This window comes from Paenibacillus sp. GCM10027630 (assembly GCF_042676305.1).
In the GTDB taxonomy this organism is placed as follows: domain Bacteria; phylum Bacillota; class Bacilli; order Paenibacillales; family NBRC-103111; genus Paenibacillus_S.
The window spans coordinates 308,233-323,724 of sequence record NZ_JBHTGY010000098.1 but is presented as its reverse complement, the minus strand read 5'-3'; the positions used below and the strand labels follow the sequence as shown (position 1 = coordinate 323,724).

Sequence of the window (15,492 nt, the reverse complement as noted above, 5' to 3'; positions counted from 1 at the left end):
AAACAATGAGATAATACTTATAACGAATGAGAGCTTGAGTCAATCCCTATTGGAGTTGGCTCAAGCTCTCATTGTCATGTAATTCCCTAGTCTCCGCCACCGCCGCAGCTGGAAGATGAACAGCTGGAGGAAGAAGAGGAGGAGCAGCTCGAAGAAGAACCGCCGCTATCGCTTCCCCCGCTGGAGTCACCGCTACCGCTATCACTACCACTTCCGTGATGACGATTATTGTCGTCGCTCCATGAAGAAGAGCTGCAGCCGCTGCCACTGCCGCATGAGGCATTGGAGGAGCCTGCTTCCTGAGCCCGCCGCTTGAGTTCCTCTTCGGCGAAATGCGGCTCCATGAGCTCCTCGAAGTTGGCAAACTCGGCTGCCGAGTAGAACATTAAGGCTCCGGCTAAATAAGGCATGTAAGCGGCCGACTCATGGACTGGCCGCTCCGCCGCATAAGAAGCTCCCTGCACAGCGCCATGAGCTTGCTCCTTGGCCTTGTGAATCAGCAGCGATACCGTATTCCGGATCTCGGGATATCGTTCGGCCGCGGCCCGGTTGAATCTGTTGGCGGTCAGCTCGGATTCGCTGCCCTGCCGCAATTCATCGAGCAGCCTGGGATCGAGCGGATGCCGGAAGAATGGCTGCCATATGTGGGTAGAGTAGGGTGTCGGAACGAAGAGCTGGGCATACACCCAATCGAACCATGCCCGTCCATGGGGATCAGGTTGACCATCAGAATGCGGTCCGTGATGTACAGGTGTGCCGATGAACGTTTCGCCAAACCGCGAATATTCTCTAGTGAACATCAGCATCTCATGCCAGATGTCATCTACTGACTGGCTGAACATAGGCACATCCTTTAATAATGCGGTCATGAGAAAATATCGTTTCAGCTCCAGCAGCTTCCAATTGAATTCTGCTACGGACATTTGCGGGTTCTGCCTCAGAATTCGTTCGCGCAGCTTGAGCATGAACTCCTCTGGCAGTGCTTGTTCAAGCCGGACTACAGCAGGCTTCAAGTGAAGCTGCGGCTGTATGCCTAGCAGATCGGGCAATGGGGCATCATCATAAATAGGTTTGGGAGGTGCCGTATAATTGCGTTTACCTCTTGGATCAGCTTTCCTATTGCTGGATCGGCTAATAATTGCGATAAGTATGAGGACAACTAAGATGATAATAAGTACAGTCATGCAATCCCTCCTAAAAGTTTTCGTGTAAATATAATTAACAGCTTATTGTTCCGACCATTTTTGGCGCCAGCTATGCATTTCATGGAGCACTTTCTGAAAATCTCTTCCTCTGTCGGTCAGCGAGTACTCCACTGTTACCGGTACAGTCGGAAAAACTTGCCGCTGTATAATTTCATTTTGTTCCAAATGCCGCAATATATCAGTTAAAGATTTGGTGCTAATATTATCCAGGTTTTTTCGAAGCTGATTGAAGCGCTGCACCCCATTATTAAAAAGCTGCCCCAACACTATAAAAGACCATTTGCCACCCATGATTCGGAAAACCTCTCCAATAGAAGCCAAGCACTGTTCTTCATTTTCAGCTCTGGTCACATCTATTCCTCCTTACTTAAATTTAGTAAGTTCATAATCTGAAACAATGTAAAAATAAAGTGCCTACTTTAAATTTTATTGGTTCATCTTTACAATATCAATAGGGCGCCCGAATCAGCAATACTAAAAAGGAGAACAACTATGTATTCGGTTAAACCAAAAGTCCTGATTATTGGGGCAACCGGACAGCAAGGTGGTGCGGCTGCAAGACAATTGCTGGACGAAGGCTGGGCTGTTCGGGCAATGGTAAGGGATTTGCAAAAAAAGGAAGCCATAGAGCTGCAAAAGCTTGGCGCTGAATTAGTATGGGGAGATCTGGAGCAGCCTACTTCAGTTGAGGAGGCTATGAAGGGTGTTTATGGAGTTTTTAGTGTTCAAGCTCTTCATTTTGACGATCTGGACAGGGAAGTTCGCCATGGTAAAATAGTTGCTGATGCTGCTGAGGCAGCGGGAGTATCTCATTTCGTTTATAGCTCAGTTAGCGGTGCAAATAGGAATATGGGCATTCCATCATTCGAAAATAAGGGAGATATCGAGCGTTACATTCATAATTTGAGTCTGTCCTCTACAATCCTTAGACCCGTTATGTTTATGGAAAACTTCAAGCCGCTGCTTGAACCCGCCAACGAACTAATCAATATTCCCTACATGGGAGCGGAAGAAAGCAAGCTTCAGATGATTGCTGTGCAGGATATCGGTGTCATTGCCGCTATAGCTTTTAGCGAGCCCGATAAGTACATTGGAAAAGCTCTTGAAATTGCGGGCGATGAATTGACCTTACTTCAGATTATTCAAATGATCAGTAAGGTTTTCGAATCTCATACCGTTGCTTACCAAGCACCGCCAATTGTGCAGGAAGCTGTTAACGAGCATGATGGGACGAAAGCAAATGCTTTTTTTCAGAGGGAAGGTTATTTGGCTAATATTCAAAGCGTACGCGCAATACATCCGAAGCTGCTGGATTATGAGGCTTGGTTGCGTCTGACCAAGCTGCAGCTCCAATAAACAATTCATAAAAACACCTCCTGAGCCGTTCGGTGAACGGGACAGGAGGTGTTTGCAAATGGATTGACCTCTGGCAGCGTGCACCAGCTTTACTTATAAGCTACAGCCCGGATCGGCGAGCCTGAGCCTTGTTTGATCTTTAACGGAAAGGCAATCATATAGGACTCGCCTATAATTGCCTCCAGCTTCGTTAAGTTTTCGATAATGTTGATCCCATTGCCAAGAAGGGCGTAGTGGGCGGGGGCTCCTACCGCATAATAGCTATCAATGGCCAGTACATCGCAGCCGACGGCTTTGATCCCCTTGGAAACCAAATATTCTGCAGCTTCGCCGCTGAGACCCGGCCAAGATTTGCTGTAAGTTTGGCTTACCGAGCGTGGCTCCCAATAGCGGTCCCAGCCGAATCGAAAGTTGACAATATCACCTTTTTCGATAACATGATGCTCTTGCTCCCACTGCTGTATGATCTCCGTTGTCACTAAGTCGGTATCTTTGAAATAGGATACATCCAAAGTCAGTGCGCGACCAAAACATTGGGTAACCGGAGTTTCGTCCATATACAAATGCTCCGGGTGATCCTCTTTGAGGAAATGGGCGGTGGCATCGATATGAGTTCCGCAATGTTCGTTAATGATAAGCTGATATAACAGCGCCTGGCTTCCGGTGTCGAATGAATCCCAGATGGTATGGAAATAACGTGAATGCGTCGGATAAATGGGCATGTCTTCCTCTAATGTGTGGGACAGATCAATTGCTTCCATACTTTGCAGCAGAGTGGATAATTGTTTGGCTTTGGACACGGGGCTTCCGCCTTTCTTGTTTCGAATCAATGAAATTGGATGGAATCTTATGAAACTCTACGAATTGGATGGAATCTAGTTTAGTCTGCCATGATAGGCATTTTCAATAATAGCCTGGATATCGCGAGGTTTGGTAAGTCTGGGATTGATAAGAACATTACCGCTTTTCATCGCGTCAGCCACCATCTTGGGAAGCTGGTCCAAGGTGACGCCAAGCTGCTGGATGTTAGAAGGAATGCTCAATGCAGCATTAAGCTTGACGACAATCTCAATGGCCTTCTCAGCGGCTTCCTCTGAAGTTAAGCTGCTCGTGTCTGCTCCAAGCACGGCGGCAATATCCCGCATTTTTTCCGGGCAAGCAGGCAGGTTGAACTTCATAACATAAGGCAGCAGCGAGGCATTAGCCACACCATGTGCAATGTTGAATATTCCTCCTAGTGTATGGGAAATGGCATGCACATTACCTAACCGGGATTGTGCGAACGCTGCTCCTGCCATCATAGAAGCGATAAGCATCCCTTCTCTGCTCACCATATCATCCCCGACAAAATAAGCGGGTTTCAGATGCTTGCCAATCATTGCGATCGCTTCCAATGCGAACGCACGGCTAACCGGAGTTGAACCCTTGGAGGTGTACGATTCAATTGCATGCGTCAGCGCATCCATTCCAGTGGCGGCGGTAATATCCGGCGGTAGCTTCTTGGTCAGCTCGGCGTCCAGCAGGGCCAGCTTTGGAAATAAATAAGGGCTTATTACAGCAGCCTTAAATAGAGTTTGTGTATTAGTAACAATAGTGGAGGCTGTCACTTCACTTCCTGTACCTGCCGTAGTAGGAATAGCGATAAGCGGATACCCGGCATTCTGAATTTTACCTACGCCTTCGTAGTCCAGAATATGCCCTGTATTCGTAGCCATAATAGCGATACCTTTGGCAGTATCGATACTGCTACCTCCGCCGATGGCGAGAACATGCTCTATTCCCGATGCCTTCAGCTTCTCAAGACCATTCATAATACTACTTGCGCTTGGGTTGGGCTCGGTTTCATCAAAGATCTCAAAGGCAATGCGCTGATCATGGAGGCATTGTTCAATGGGCTCCAGCAGCCCGGCCATTCGAATTCCACGATCCGTCACAATGAACACACGGTCAGCCTGATAGGATTGGAGAATTTCACCGATTTTACGGCTTATGCCTAAACCGCATTCCACAGTAGTCGGCATAGCATATTTAAAATTCATCTACGGAACCATCCTTCCTCTATTGGACTAACTAATAAGCTTGATTTAATTTTAGTATGAATTTCGCTAAGAATCACTACAAATTTTGCCATAGATCGCTTGAATTATTGTACTATAGAAAATAGTGATTTGATTAAACTAAAAGGAGAGATTCACGATGCTAGGTAAAGCTGCACTAATTACAGGAGCTGCGACAGGAATCGGTAAAGCGATTGCACTTCGTTTGGCTAAGGAAGGCGTACATATTACGATCAATTATTCCAAATCCGAGAAAGAAGCGTTGGAAACAAAGAAGGAGGTTGAGGCGCTTGGCGTGAAATGTTTGCTGGCTCAGGCAACCGTGTCGGACGATCAGCAGGTGAGATCCATGGTTAAGCAAACTATCGAAGCTTTTGGACGTTTGGATATATTGGTCAATAATGCGGGAGTTACCGACTTCGTTAAGCATGATGACCTGGAAGGCTTGAAGGAAGAATATTGGGATCGGGTTATGGATGTCAATGTTAAAGGCATGTTCTTCTGCTGCCGCGCTGCTGAATCCGAATTGAGGAAGCAGCATGGCTGCATCGTGAATATTACATCCGTGGCTGGACTAACAGGATTAGGCAGCTCTATCGCTTATGCGGCTTCTAAGGCTGCGGCGATTAGTGTAACGAAATCGTTGGCGAGAGTGATGGCACCCGAAGTGCGAGTAAACTCGGTTGCCCCCGGCATAGTTCAGACCCGTTGGATCGAAGGCCAAGGGGAACATGTTTCACGACTGGCGGAGGGAACTCCTCTCGGAAGAATTGCAACGCCTGAGGATGTGGCGGAGGCAGCTTATTCGTTAGTCGCTCATTCCTCTTTTATTACCGGGGAAACGATTAAAGTTGACGGCGGAATGTTCATCTAAAATTAGTTGAGGAGAAGGGGATGGGTGGATATATGAAGCGCAGTGTGTTTGTAATCGGTGATAGCATCTCGATTCAATATGGTCCCTATTTGCAGGCTGAAATAAGCTCAAGCTTTGCCTATGACAGGAAGCAGGGAACCGAACAAGCGTTAAAGGATTTGAACATTCCGGTTGGCGCTAACGGTGGGGACAGCGGAATGGTGCTGGCGTATATGAGAGAGCAGCAGCAGGAAGGCGCGCGATATGATATTTTGCTGCTTAATTGCGGATTGCATGATATTAAAACAGATCCGGTAAATGGCAGCAAGCAAGTGACCGCTGATCAATATGAGCATCATATTCAACAGATTGCTTCCTTGGCGCTAGGCATGTCCAATCAGGTTATTTGGATTCGAACCACTCCTCTTATAGATGAAGTGCATAACGAGCTGAATCAATCTTTTCACCGGTTTCATAAAGATGTTATAGATTATAATTCAATAGCAGACCGAATAATGGGACAACATGATATCCCAATGCTGGATCTGTACACTTTTACACTTGAGTTGGGGCCGGATGTTTATTGTGATCATGTTCATTTTAAAGATGAGGTAAGGAAGGAACAAGCTGTTTATATCGCTAAGCAGCTGCTGGAGATGGTTTAAGTTGAGCGGCTGCATTATTTAGAGGAGGCCTACGGTCCTTCTCTTTTTTGCGTGTATAGATTTTATATGTTTGGGGCTCCCCGCAAAGTATATGATTCAACTTCGAAGCAAGACCCACTTTGTAGGGATATTTTATGCCATCCTCCGCGCAAGCGGCAGGAACAGAATCGTTAGAGCCATAATGTTGTGTCAATTTAGGGAAATAAACACTTGTTGCAGAAAAGTCCATGCTCAGAAATGAAAAGTCTATTCATGTGAAGAATCGGTATCGAGTAATATAATACATGCTGATAATGATTATCACTTTCATGATACTCAGAATGATTATCGTTATTAATTCAAATCAGACAATCCTTCTGTAAAGGAAGAGTAAGGATAGGCTATGAAAAAAAGGTATCTTCTTATCGCGCTAATCATTTTATCCATATGCTCTGTATTTATAGGAGTAAAAAATATATCGCCTCTTGATATTTTTCATCTGACTGAGGATCAAACGGATATATTGCTAATCAGCAGGCTACCGCGTTTAATCAGTATCATCATTGCTGGAGTCAGCATGAGCGTCATTGGTTTGATTATGCAGCAGCTGACCAGAAATAAATTTGTTTCGCCTACTACTGCGGGAACCGAGGATTCAGCAAGGCTGGGTATACTGGTATCGATGATCCTGTTTACTACGGCGAGCCCGATGGAAATGATGTTTGTTTCGTTTGCATTTGCTCTTCTCGGCACCTTTATCTTTATGAAAATTCTTGAGAAGGTTAAGTATAAAGATGTTATTTTTATACCCCTTGTAGGTTTAATGTTCGGAAGCATCGTAGGATCGATTACTACTTTTTTTGCCTTTAAGCATGATCTTATTCAGAGTATATCTGCATGGCTGCACGGGGATTTCTCAATGATCATGAAAGGCCGATACGAAATGCTGTATATCAGTATTCCTATCGTCATCATAGCGTACTTCTATGCAGACCGATTTACAATTGCCGGCATGGGAGAAGAATTCTCTGTCAATTTGGGTTTAAATTATAAACAGGTGGTCAATATCGGGCTGGTTATCGTAGCGTTAGTGACTTCAGTTGTCATCCTCACCGTCGGTATGATTCCATTTCTCGGTCTGATCATTCCTAATATTGTAACTATTTTTAAAGGCGATCATCTTAAAAAAAGCTTGTCACATACCGCCCTGCTGGGAGCTGTATTTGTACTGTTTTGCGATGTGCTTGGACGCATCATTATTTATCCCTACGAAATTGCGATTGGTCTTACAGTCGGAGTGATAGGAAGTGGTATATTTCTGTACTTGCTTATGAGGAGAAAGGCATATGAACATTAGAACGAAGCTAAGCATTCTGGCCGTTGCGGCTTTAGCATTAATTGCGACTTTTTTATTCATCAAGCTTGGAAATAATTGGGGATATGCTCTCGAGAGAAGGGGAATCAAGATTCTGGCCATCGTTCTAACCGCTGGAACTATCGCCCTATCGACTATGGTGTTTCAGACCATTACAAATAACCGGATATTGACGCCCAGCATTCTCGGATTGGACTCCCTTTATTCTTTGATACAAACGTTTGTCATCTTTGCTTTTGGATCAACAACCCTAACGATGATGAATAAAAACATCAATTTTGCTTTGTGCGTAGGGGTTATGGTGCTATTCGCGGGAGTGCTCTACAAAATTATTTTCAAAAGAGAAGGGCAAAACATTTATTTCCTTCTACTGGTCGGTATAATATTCGGAACATTGTTCCAGAGCTTCTCATCATTTATGCAGGTGCTTATTGATCCCAACGAGTATCTACGGCTGCAGGACAAATTGTTTGCCAGCTTCAATAATGTGAATAAAGATCTCTTGTATATATCCATCCTTGTGCTGATATTCATCGGGTTCTATTTTAAGAGATTCGTCAAATATTTGGATGTGCTGTCGCTTGGAAAAGAGCAAGCTGTGAACCTGGGCGTCGATTATGACTACGTTGTAAAAAGACTGCTTATTATCGTTGCCATTCTTGTGTCCATATCTACCGCTTTAGTTGGGCCTATCACTTTCCTTGGGCTTCTAGTAGCGAATGTAACTCATCAGTTAATTGGGACATACCGGCACAAACACTTGATTCTTGGTTCTGTGCTGATCAGCATCATTGCGTTAGTTGGAGGACAGTTAATTGTTGAGAGAGTGTTCACCTTTACTACAACGATAAGCGTGGTCATTAATCTCGTCGGTGGCTTGTACTTCATCTATCTCTTACTAAAGGAGAATAAATCGTGATAGAAGTAAAGAAGGTAACGAAGCGGTATGGAAATAAAAATGTAATCGAGGACGTATCCGTAACTATAGCAAATGGCAAAATCACCTCGTTTATCGGACCCAATGGAGCTGGTAAAAGCACTTTACTGTCTATGGTAAGCCGCCTTCTCACGAAGGATAGCGGAGAGATTATGATTGACGGCAAAGAGCTTCGCGAATGCAAAAGCAATGATTTGGCCAAAAAAATCTCGATATTAAAACAATCCAATCACATTAATGTACGTTTAACTGTCAGAGAGCTAGTCAGCTTCGGACGATTTCCTTATTCTCAAGGCAAGCTGAAGGACGAGGACTGGAAATTTGTCGATGAAGCTATTCACTATATGGAATTGGAAGAAATGCAGGATAAATTTCTGGATCAATTAAGCGGAGGTCAAAGACAGAGGGCTTACATAGCGATGGTTATTGCTCAAAATACAGAATATATACTGCTGGATGAGCCGCTTAATAATCTGGATATGAAACATTCCGTACAAATTATGAAGGTGCTCCAACGAATGGTTAACGAGCTTGGCAAAACGATTGTTATCGTTATTCATGACATTAACTTTGCCTCCTGTTATTCCGACTATATCGTAGCTCTCAAGGATGGGAAAGTCGTCAAAGAAGGAACAACCGATGAGATCATAACCCAGCCTGTATTAAAAGAGGTTTACGATATGGACATACAAATAGAGTCGATTAACGGCAACAAGATATGTGTATATTTCGCTTAAGGAAGCTGTCGTTTCACTAATTCCGATTTGAAATTATTTCAAATAGCATGAACAAAAAAATTAGGGGTGATTAGATTGAAAAGGAAATTATCAATGCTTTTAGTAACGATCATGATTATGTTGGTAGCTGCGGCTTGCGGTACAACGAGCTCCAATACAGGTTCAGGCAACACAACAGGAGGTGCGCCGACTCCAGCTCCAGAGGCTGCCAAAGCGCCAACTGAGTTGACTTTCAAGCATCTATTGGGTGAAACCAAAGTTAAAACCAATCCGAAAAAAGTGGTTGTATTCGATTACGGTATTCTGGATTCATTGGATAAGCTGGGTCTGGATGCTGCTATAACAGCAGTACCGCAATCCAGTCTGCCTCCGTATTTGGCCAAATATAAAGATGCAAAATTTAAAAATGCGGGTACTCTGCAGGAGCCGGCTTTTGAGAAAATCAACGAAATGAGTCCGGACCTTATCATTATTTCCGGCAGACAGCAAGCCCATTACGCAGAATTAAGCAAAATTGCTCCAACCGTATATATGGGAGTGGACAACAAGAAATATATGGAAACCTTCACTGAAAATATGGAAAGACTTGGTCAAATTTTCGGTAAGGAAGCTGTTGTAAAAGAAGAGCTTGGCAAAATCAATGCTTCAGTTAAAAAAGTGAAAGACGCAGCGGCAGCAAGCGGCAAAAATGCGTTGGTTACATTGGTTACAGGCGGTAAAGTTACAGCCTACGGACAAGGCTCCAGATTTGGTATGATCCATGATGTGCTTGGAATTACGCCTGTAGAGAAAAATATAGAAGTATCTACCCATGGCCAAAACATCTCCTTTGAATTTATTGTAGAAAAAAATCCGGACTATTTGTTTGTAGTTGACCGTGAAACAGCGGTAGGCGAAAGCAAAACAACGGCTAAACAAATTATCGAAAATGAACTGGTTAAGAAATCCAACGCATTTAAAAACGGCAAAATCATCTATTTAGATCCTAATTATTGGTATTTGTCCGGTGGTGGATTGGTATCTGTAGCGGCGATGGTCCAAGAAATCGAAAAAGGCTTTAAATAAATAACAAAACGCCTTCCTGTGAACTGAGTGCACACTCAAGTTTCGTAGGGAGGCTTTTTTTATAACTTATTGCAATAAAAAAGGCATGGGATATTTCACTAGGCGAGCCAAGATTGTACTGTTATAATAATGATGTTCATGACCTGAAATAATAGCGGGAGGCGCGTTATGAAAGTAAAGGCGATATTTTTGGCTGACAGCTGTGATGCGAGGATCGAAAAGGCATATGATGAAAGCGTTCGCAATAGATTGGCGGAAAAGGTTGATTTGCTGCCTATCTATATCAACCAGGAAAATGCGGAGCTTCATATTCATGATTTACACGATGCAGAAATCGCTTTTTCCACTTGGGGAGTACCGAATTTCTCCGAGGCTGAGTTGCAGCGTTTTTTGCCGAATTTGAAAATCTTATTCTACGCAGCAGGTTCCGTTCAACGTTTTGCACGTCCGTTTATGTCCCGTAATGTAATCGTTATCAGCGCTTGGGCTGCCAATGCAATTCCGGTTATTGAATTTACGGCAGCGCAAATACTATTGGCTAACAAAGGCTTTGCTCAATCGGCAAGGTTTTATAAACAGCATGGCGATTATCGTCAGGCACAGCAGATCTCAAGAGCATTCCCAGGTAACTATAGTGCCCGTGTCGGCATTCTGGGTGCAGGAATGATCGGCAGAGGCGTTATAGAAATGTTGAGCAAGCATGAGCTGGCCATTGATGTATTCGATCCGTTTCTTTCCGATGAGCGGGCGGCGGAGCTCAAGGTTCGTAAGACGGATTTAATCGATATTTTCTCAAATTGCGATACGATATCCAACCATCTGGCCAACTTGCCTGCGACGGTAGGCATTTTGAACAAGGAACATTTTGACCGAATGCTGCCTCATGCTACTTTCATTAATACAGGGCGGGGCGCGCAGGTAGTCGAAGCTGATCTGATTAAGGCTTTGCGCGAGGTATCGACGAGAACGGCTATATTGGATGTAACGGCTCCTGAGCCGGTTCCTGAGAATAGTCCCTTCTTGCAGCTGGATAACGTTCTGCTTACACCCCATATCGCTGGAAGTATGAATAAGGAAATTTATCGAATGGGCCTTTATATGGAGGAGGAATGCGAGAGGTATTTAAATGGGACTGCCATGCGCTATGAGGTGAAGCTGGAGATGCTGGAAACGTTAGCTTAATGCGCATTCCTTGGAGTTGTGATGAAAACGCTTAAAAAAGTCTCCTGTCAGGAGGCTTTTTTTGTTGTCTGATTAAGGTTCAAGTGATAATATGAGTATAAATACATATCATATGAGTTGGTGGGCTTATGAAAGAGCTGGTAAGCACGAAGGTTTTGAACGAGCTGACAAAGCGGATCGAGCAGGAGGATTGGAAGCCGGGTCAGAAGCTGCCTTCATTAGCGGGACTGGCCAAAGAGTATGAGGTCGGTGTCTCAACGGTAAGGGAAGCTCTCCGAATTATGGAGAACAGAGGCTACCTGATTATTGAGCATGGTCGTGGAATGTATGTGCGCAGCCGAAATTATTGGAACAATCATTCATCCACTGAGCTGGCTCAGCTACCGATAGGCGATTTGTCCTCACTTCTGGAGTTTCGCGGCGTACTTGAGCCTGAAATGGCGGCATTGGCAGCCGAACGGGGGTCACCGGGGCAAATTAGCGCTATCAAAAAGGCGGCTTCTGTCATGATTGATGATTTGGAGAAAGGCAATGACTATTTTTCAGCCGATATTGCGTTTCATGAGTACATTGCGGAGGCATGCTCCAACAAGGTGATGGCTAAGGTTATGAAGGGTATTTCCGATCTGCTGCTCGAAAGCCGCAGACAAACTAGCAGGATTCCAGGAAGCGCGGAGAAAGCCTCTCATTTTCACATGCTGATTGCATTAGCGATTGAGCAGCGGAACGCTTCTCTTGCCAAGGAGATGATGAAAGCTCATCTTGAAGATGTGAAGCAGGACAGTATGATACTGAAGGAAATTTGAAGGAAGTCTGAAGGTAGCGGTGGAACAAATGCCCAGTGATTATCAGAAGGTGTGGGGGCAGAGTATTCTGGGTAAAATCGTAACGAGAAGGAGAGCTGGCGCAATGACAACGATTAACAATCCAATCAATTCTTATCGTGGAAATGTGCAAGGCAAAGCGAATGAACCGATTACCGTTGCAGGATTGCTGGACAGGGCATGGCGCGAACTTGGAGGCCAGTATGAAGGAGGGGGACCCGATTGGACGCTGGATAATATATATGACCGACTGGAGCATAACGCGCCAAGGATTGCTATTATTGGAGGTTCGACCGATCATCCTGCACACATATTGGATCATGAGACCGTATGTAAAGCTGCGTTGAAAATTTGGCTGGAAGGCGGAGTGCCGTTTTATTTCAGCACACCCGTGCTTTGCGATGGAACCGCTCAGAACAATATCGGCATGTCTTATTCCCTGCAGAGCCGCAATGCCGTAGCGGAGGTTGTAGTCAATCAAATGGAAGCGCATTCATATCATGCGGCTTTTGTTATTCAAGGCTGTGATAAGCAGCCCCTTGGCGTGCTGAGTGGACTGGCCCATCTCGATCGTGTACGGAGATATCGCGGCGAACATCCCGTTTATGCAACCTTCAGCCCCTCCCATGTGCTTAAGGGGGGAACCATTCCTGATGACTTGAAGCAAGAGTTGATGCAGCTGGCTGCTCAAGCGAATTCCAGCGGCTTCGATGATATCGCCGCAGACATCGATGAGGCGGTTAGCTATATACTGCAGTGCTCCTCCAATACATCGTTTCAAGGTGTGTTTCAGAGAGCAGTAGAATGCGGTTTACTTACAGAGGTACAGCATAAATATTTTGAGAAAAGGCTCGCCGTTAACACCTGTGATTCCAAAGGCGGTATTTGTGCCTTTCATGGAACCGGCAACAGCTCCCGTGATGTAACGGCCGGATTCGGTGTGGTTTGCCCGGAGCTGGAGCTGCTTACGGAGCCTCCTACCCAGCAGCAGGTCAATAAGGCCGTTGAAGGCTTGTTTGCAATTCTTCCGAGACCTGAATGCAGCGTAAGTGAGTTAGTAAGCGCCAATATAGCCAACACGATTCGTATTCACAGCGCAGGCGGGGGCTCTACTAATCTGATGATGCATATCGTAGGAGCTATGATTTATGCAGGCTATGATTTCTCATTGGAGGATTTGGAGCACATTGCCAATGAATATCCGATTCCAGATTTATTTGATTACAGCCTTACAGAAGGCAGGGACATCTATGTGCTGGCGCAGCAATGCTGTTCAGGGGACATTCGCGGAATGGAGACATTAATGTATGAGCTGAACCGGAATGGCGTGCCGATGGATCTGGATGCGCCGACTGTGACTGGGCAGACCTGGAGGGAGCGGCTATCGGATACAAGAGGGCTCAGTGCGGATGGAGTGAAAGAGAACCCGATCATATTGAGCAAGCCGAGACGCAGCTTTAGCGGAGTCGATGTGCTGCGGGGAAATTTCTTCAACAATGCGGTAGTCAAAATCAGTGGCATGCCAACGAAGCAGCTGGACCAGTTCGATAATAAAATGGCTTTCGTGCTTTATTACGAGAATGAAGATGAAGCCAATCATCATCTGCTGGATGTCGGTCTGTTGGACGGCTTAAAGGCAAAAAAGCAATTTAAGCTGGAGCAGATGAGGCAGATGGCTGCGCATAACGCCTCGGTAACGTTGGATGAGCTGATTGGATTGAACTATGACGAGCTGTTCGATCGGATGATCTCGGAAGAATGGATCCGGCTCGCGTTAATTATTGCAGGTCAAGGACCGGAATCGTTCGGCATGCCGGAGATGTTCACACCGATGCAGCATATTAATGCCCATCGTCAGCTGAAACGACTCACGACTCTAATAAGTGATGGCCGCTATTCAGGTGTTACCTTTGGAGCGGCTGTGGGGCATGTGACACCGGAGGCTTTTCATGATGGTGGCCTCCTGTACATTCAGGAGGGCGATCTGCTGCATTTGCAGTTCCGCAATAAGCGCATCGATTTGCTGGACGCTGAGCAGTTCGAATCCGGCATAGTGCTTCCTTATGCCGGTGATCTTCGGGCGCAGCGCAGCGAGCTGGGCGTGCAGCGGCTGCAGAGGCTGCGCACGCGGCAAAGGCAGGTCGCGGCAACGAACCGGCTGCGAGATTGTACAGATGCGGCGCGGGGCGTAGTGCCGATGGCCGTGGCATTGGATGCGGAGCTGCCGTGGCGAGAGCTGCGGGAGAAGCTGAGGCAGGAACAAGCGTCTGCTAAATGAACTTAAATTCATAGTTTAGAGAGGGAGAACGGATAGCATGGATAAATCGAAAGCTTTGTTGAAATCTTTAGGATTCCTGGACAAGGAGGCCTATGATTTGCCGGATTCCGCCAAGCGATTTCCGGATGGTGCACAGTATCGCTTGGAAATTCCAAGCGTGGAAGGGCCTGGAGCGTTAAAAGCTGTATTTGAGGAAGCAGACAAATACGGGCTAACCGTTCATCGCGTCTCGCAAGGCAGCGGCATCATGCTGCTGACGGATGAAGAGATCACAGAAATGGTGGAGCTATGCGCACAACGCGGGGTTGAGCTCAGCTTATTCGTTGGACCACGCGGTACTTGGGATATCAGCGCTTTGCCGCTGACTCCCGCTGGCAAGGTTGTCGCTTTGCGGCATGAGGGCATCGACCAGCTCGTCTATGCGATGGAGGATTTGCAGCGGGCTAACCGTCTTGGTGTCCGTGGAGCGTTAGTGGCGGATGAAGGGCTGCTGCTGCTGACCAAGGAAATGAAGAAGCAAGGATTGATCGCACCTGATTTTGTAATCAAAGTGTCTGTTCAAATGATGGCTGCGAATCCGGTATCGATTAAGCTGATGGAGGATATCGGCGCCGATACGTATAATGTTCCTACTGCGTTAACGCTGCCTAAGCTTGCTTCGATCCGTCCTGCCATTGATATTCCTATCGATTTGTATGTAGAAGTGCCTGACGGTCTCGGAGGATTTATTCGACATTATGAAATTCCTGAATTTATTCGGATATTGTCTCCGGTTTATATTAAGTTCGGCTTACGCAATCATCCGGATGTATATCCTAGCGGCATTCATTTGGAGCAGGTTAACATTAATTTGTGCCGGGAGCGCGTAAGAAGGGCCTATATGGGGATGCAGCTGCTGAAGCAATATGCCCCCGAGATGGTCACCTCGGAATTGGGTGCGCCAGGCTTGGGTGTTCCAGTTCCGCAGAAATAGCAAGGA

15 protein-coding genes are annotated in these 15,492 nt (G+C 45.8%); 11 read left to right on the top strand and 4 right to left on the bottom strand.

Annotation, left to right across the window (positions count from 1 at the left end):
* Positions 1–86: 86 nt before the first annotated feature.
* Entirely contained in the window at positions 87–1,184 is a 1,098-nt protein-coding gene (locus ACFQ0C_RS39030; RefSeq protein WP_379375346.1) for a glycine-rich domain-containing protein, read from the bottom strand.
* Between the two features lie 42 nt (positions 1,185–1,226).
* Positions 1,227–1,556 (bottom strand): winged helix-turn-helix transcriptional regulator, encoded by a 330-nt coding sequence (locus ACFQ0C_RS39025; protein WP_379375344.1) that lies wholly within the window; start codon positions 1,554–1,556, stop codon positions 1,227–1,229.
* A gap of 141 nt (positions 1,557–1,697) precedes the next feature.
* On the opposite strand from ACFQ0C_RS39025, the gene ACFQ0C_RS39020 reads away from it, so the two are divergent.
* A complete protein-coding gene (locus tag ACFQ0C_RS39020) occupies positions 1,698–2,561 on the top strand; it encodes an NmrA/HSCARG family protein (protein ID WP_379375342.1) in 864 nt (287 codons plus the stop codon).
* A gap of 89 nt (positions 2,562–2,650) precedes the next feature.
* Here ACFQ0C_RS39020 and ACFQ0C_RS39015 read toward each other — a convergent pair whose 3' ends face one another.
* Both ACFQ0C_RS39015 and ACFQ0C_RS39010 read right to left on the bottom strand, forming a co-directional pair.
* Positions 2,651–3,361 carry a cyclase family protein gene (locus ACFQ0C_RS39015; RefSeq protein WP_379375340.1) on the bottom strand — a complete coding sequence of 237 codons (711 nt, stop codon included), beginning with the start codon at positions 3,359–3,361 and terminating at the stop codon, positions 2,651–2,653.
* A gap of 75 nt (positions 3,362–3,436) precedes the next feature.
* On the bottom strand, positions 3,437–4,600 hold the full coding sequence (locus ACFQ0C_RS39010; protein WP_379375338.1) for an iron-containing alcohol dehydrogenase: 1,164 nt from the start codon (positions 4,598–4,600) through the stop codon (positions 3,437–3,439).
* A 157-nt stretch (positions 4,601–4,757) separates the two neighbouring features.
* On the opposite strand from ACFQ0C_RS39010, the gene ACFQ0C_RS39005 reads away from it, so the two are divergent.
* The 10 genes from ACFQ0C_RS39005 to ACFQ0C_RS38960 all read left to right on the top strand — a co-directional run bounded on the left by ACFQ0C_RS39005 (position 4,758) and on the right by ACFQ0C_RS38960 (position 15,486).
* Positions 4,758–5,492, top strand: a complete 735-nt coding sequence (locus ACFQ0C_RS39005) for an SDR family NAD(P)-dependent oxidoreductase (protein ID WP_379375336.1) — start codon at positions 4,758–4,760, stop codon at positions 5,490–5,492.
* Positions 5,493–5,512: 20 nt separating this feature from the next.
* The gene (locus ACFQ0C_RS39000) at positions 5,513–6,136 is read left to right on the top strand and encodes an SGNH/GDSL hydrolase family protein (RefSeq protein ID WP_379375334.1); all 624 of its coding nucleotides are present in this window, start codon (positions 5,513–5,515) and stop codon (positions 6,134–6,136) included.
* A 382-nt stretch (positions 6,137–6,518) separates the two neighbouring features.
* The gene (locus ACFQ0C_RS38995) at positions 6,519–7,472 is read left to right on the top strand and encodes an ABC transporter permease (protein WP_379375332.1); all 954 of its coding nucleotides are present in this window, start codon (positions 6,519–6,521) and stop codon (positions 7,470–7,472) included.
* Entirely contained in the window at positions 7,462–8,409 is a 948-nt protein-coding gene (locus ACFQ0C_RS38990) for an iron chelate uptake ABC transporter family permease subunit (RefSeq protein WP_258213193.1), read from the top strand. The genes ACFQ0C_RS38995 and ACFQ0C_RS38990 overlap by 11 nt, the downstream gene beginning before the upstream one ends.
* Positions 8,406–9,164 (top strand): iron ABC transporter ATP-binding protein, encoded by a 759-nt coding sequence (locus ACFQ0C_RS38985; protein WP_379375330.1) that lies wholly within the window; start codon positions 8,406–8,408, stop codon positions 9,162–9,164. The genes ACFQ0C_RS38990 and ACFQ0C_RS38985 overlap by 4 nt, the downstream gene beginning before the upstream one ends.
* A gap of 75 nt (positions 9,165–9,239) precedes the next feature.
* Positions 9,240–10,229, top strand: coding sequence for a siderophore ABC transporter substrate-binding protein (locus ACFQ0C_RS38980; protein ID WP_379375328.1), 990 nt, complete (start codon positions 9,240–9,242; stop codon positions 10,227–10,229).
* Positions 10,230–10,397: 168 nt separating this feature from the next.
* On the top strand, positions 10,398–11,411 hold the full coding sequence (locus ACFQ0C_RS38975; RefSeq protein WP_379375326.1) for a hydroxyacid dehydrogenase: 1,014 nt from the start codon (positions 10,398–10,400) through the stop codon (positions 11,409–11,411).
* Positions 11,412–11,539: 128 nt separating this feature from the next.
* Positions 11,540–12,217, top strand: coding sequence for a FadR/GntR family transcriptional regulator (locus tag ACFQ0C_RS38970; RefSeq protein WP_379375324.1), 678 nt, complete (start codon positions 11,540–11,542; stop codon positions 12,215–12,217).
* A gap of 103 nt (positions 12,218–12,320) precedes the next feature.
* The gene (locus tag ACFQ0C_RS38965) at positions 12,321–14,513 is read left to right on the top strand and encodes a dihydroxy-acid dehydratase domain-containing protein (RefSeq protein WP_379375322.1); all 2,193 of its coding nucleotides are present in this window, start codon (positions 12,321–12,323) and stop codon (positions 14,511–14,513) included.
* A gap of 37 nt (positions 14,514–14,550) precedes the next feature.
* The gene (locus tag ACFQ0C_RS38960; protein WP_379375320.1) at positions 14,551–15,486 is read left to right on the top strand and encodes a U32 family peptidase; all 936 of its coding nucleotides are present in this window, start codon (positions 14,551–14,553) and stop codon (positions 15,484–15,486) included.
* The last annotated feature ends 6 nt before the right edge of the window (positions 15,487–15,492 follow it).

Bases quoted from the DNA above. Each gene is read 5' to 3' on its own strand.
- ACFQ0C_RS39030 (WP_379375346.1), bottom strand. From the start codon at position 1,184: ATGACTGTACTTATTATCATCTTAGTTGTCCTCATACTTATCGCAATT.
- ACFQ0C_RS39020 (WP_379375342.1), top strand. From the start codon at position 1,698: ATGTATTCGGTTAAACCAAAAGTCCTGATTATTGGGGCAACCGGACAG.
- ACFQ0C_RS39010 (WP_379375338.1), bottom strand. From the start codon at position 4,600: ATGAATTTTAAATATGCTATGCCGACTACTGTGGAATGCGGTTTAGGC.
- ACFQ0C_RS39005 (WP_379375336.1), top strand. From the start codon at position 4,758: ATGCTAGGTAAAGCTGCACTAATTACAGGAGCTGCGACAGGAATCGGT.
- ACFQ0C_RS39000 (WP_379375334.1), top strand. From the start codon at position 5,513: ATGGGTGGATATATGAAGCGCAGTGTGTTTGTAATCGGTGATAGCATC.
- ACFQ0C_RS38995 (WP_379375332.1), top strand. From the start codon at position 6,519: ATGAAAAAAAGGTATCTTCTTATCGCGCTAATCATTTTATCCATATGC.
- ACFQ0C_RS38990 (WP_258213193.1), top strand. From the start codon at position 7,462: ATGAACATTAGAACGAAGCTAAGCATTCTGGCCGTTGCGGCTTTAGCA.
- ACFQ0C_RS38975 (WP_379375326.1), top strand. From the start codon at position 10,398: ATGAAAGTAAAGGCGATATTTTTGGCTGACAGCTGTGATGCGAGGATC.
- ACFQ0C_RS38970 (WP_379375324.1), top strand. From the start codon at position 11,540: ATGAAAGAGCTGGTAAGCACGAAGGTTTTGAACGAGCTGACAAAGCGG.
- ACFQ0C_RS38965 (WP_379375322.1), top strand. From the start codon at position 12,321: ATGACAACGATTAACAATCCAATCAATTCTTATCGTGGAAATGTGCAA.
- ACFQ0C_RS38960 (WP_379375320.1), top strand. From the start codon at position 14,551: ATGGATAAATCGAAAGCTTTGTTGAAATCTTTAGGATTCCTGGACAAG.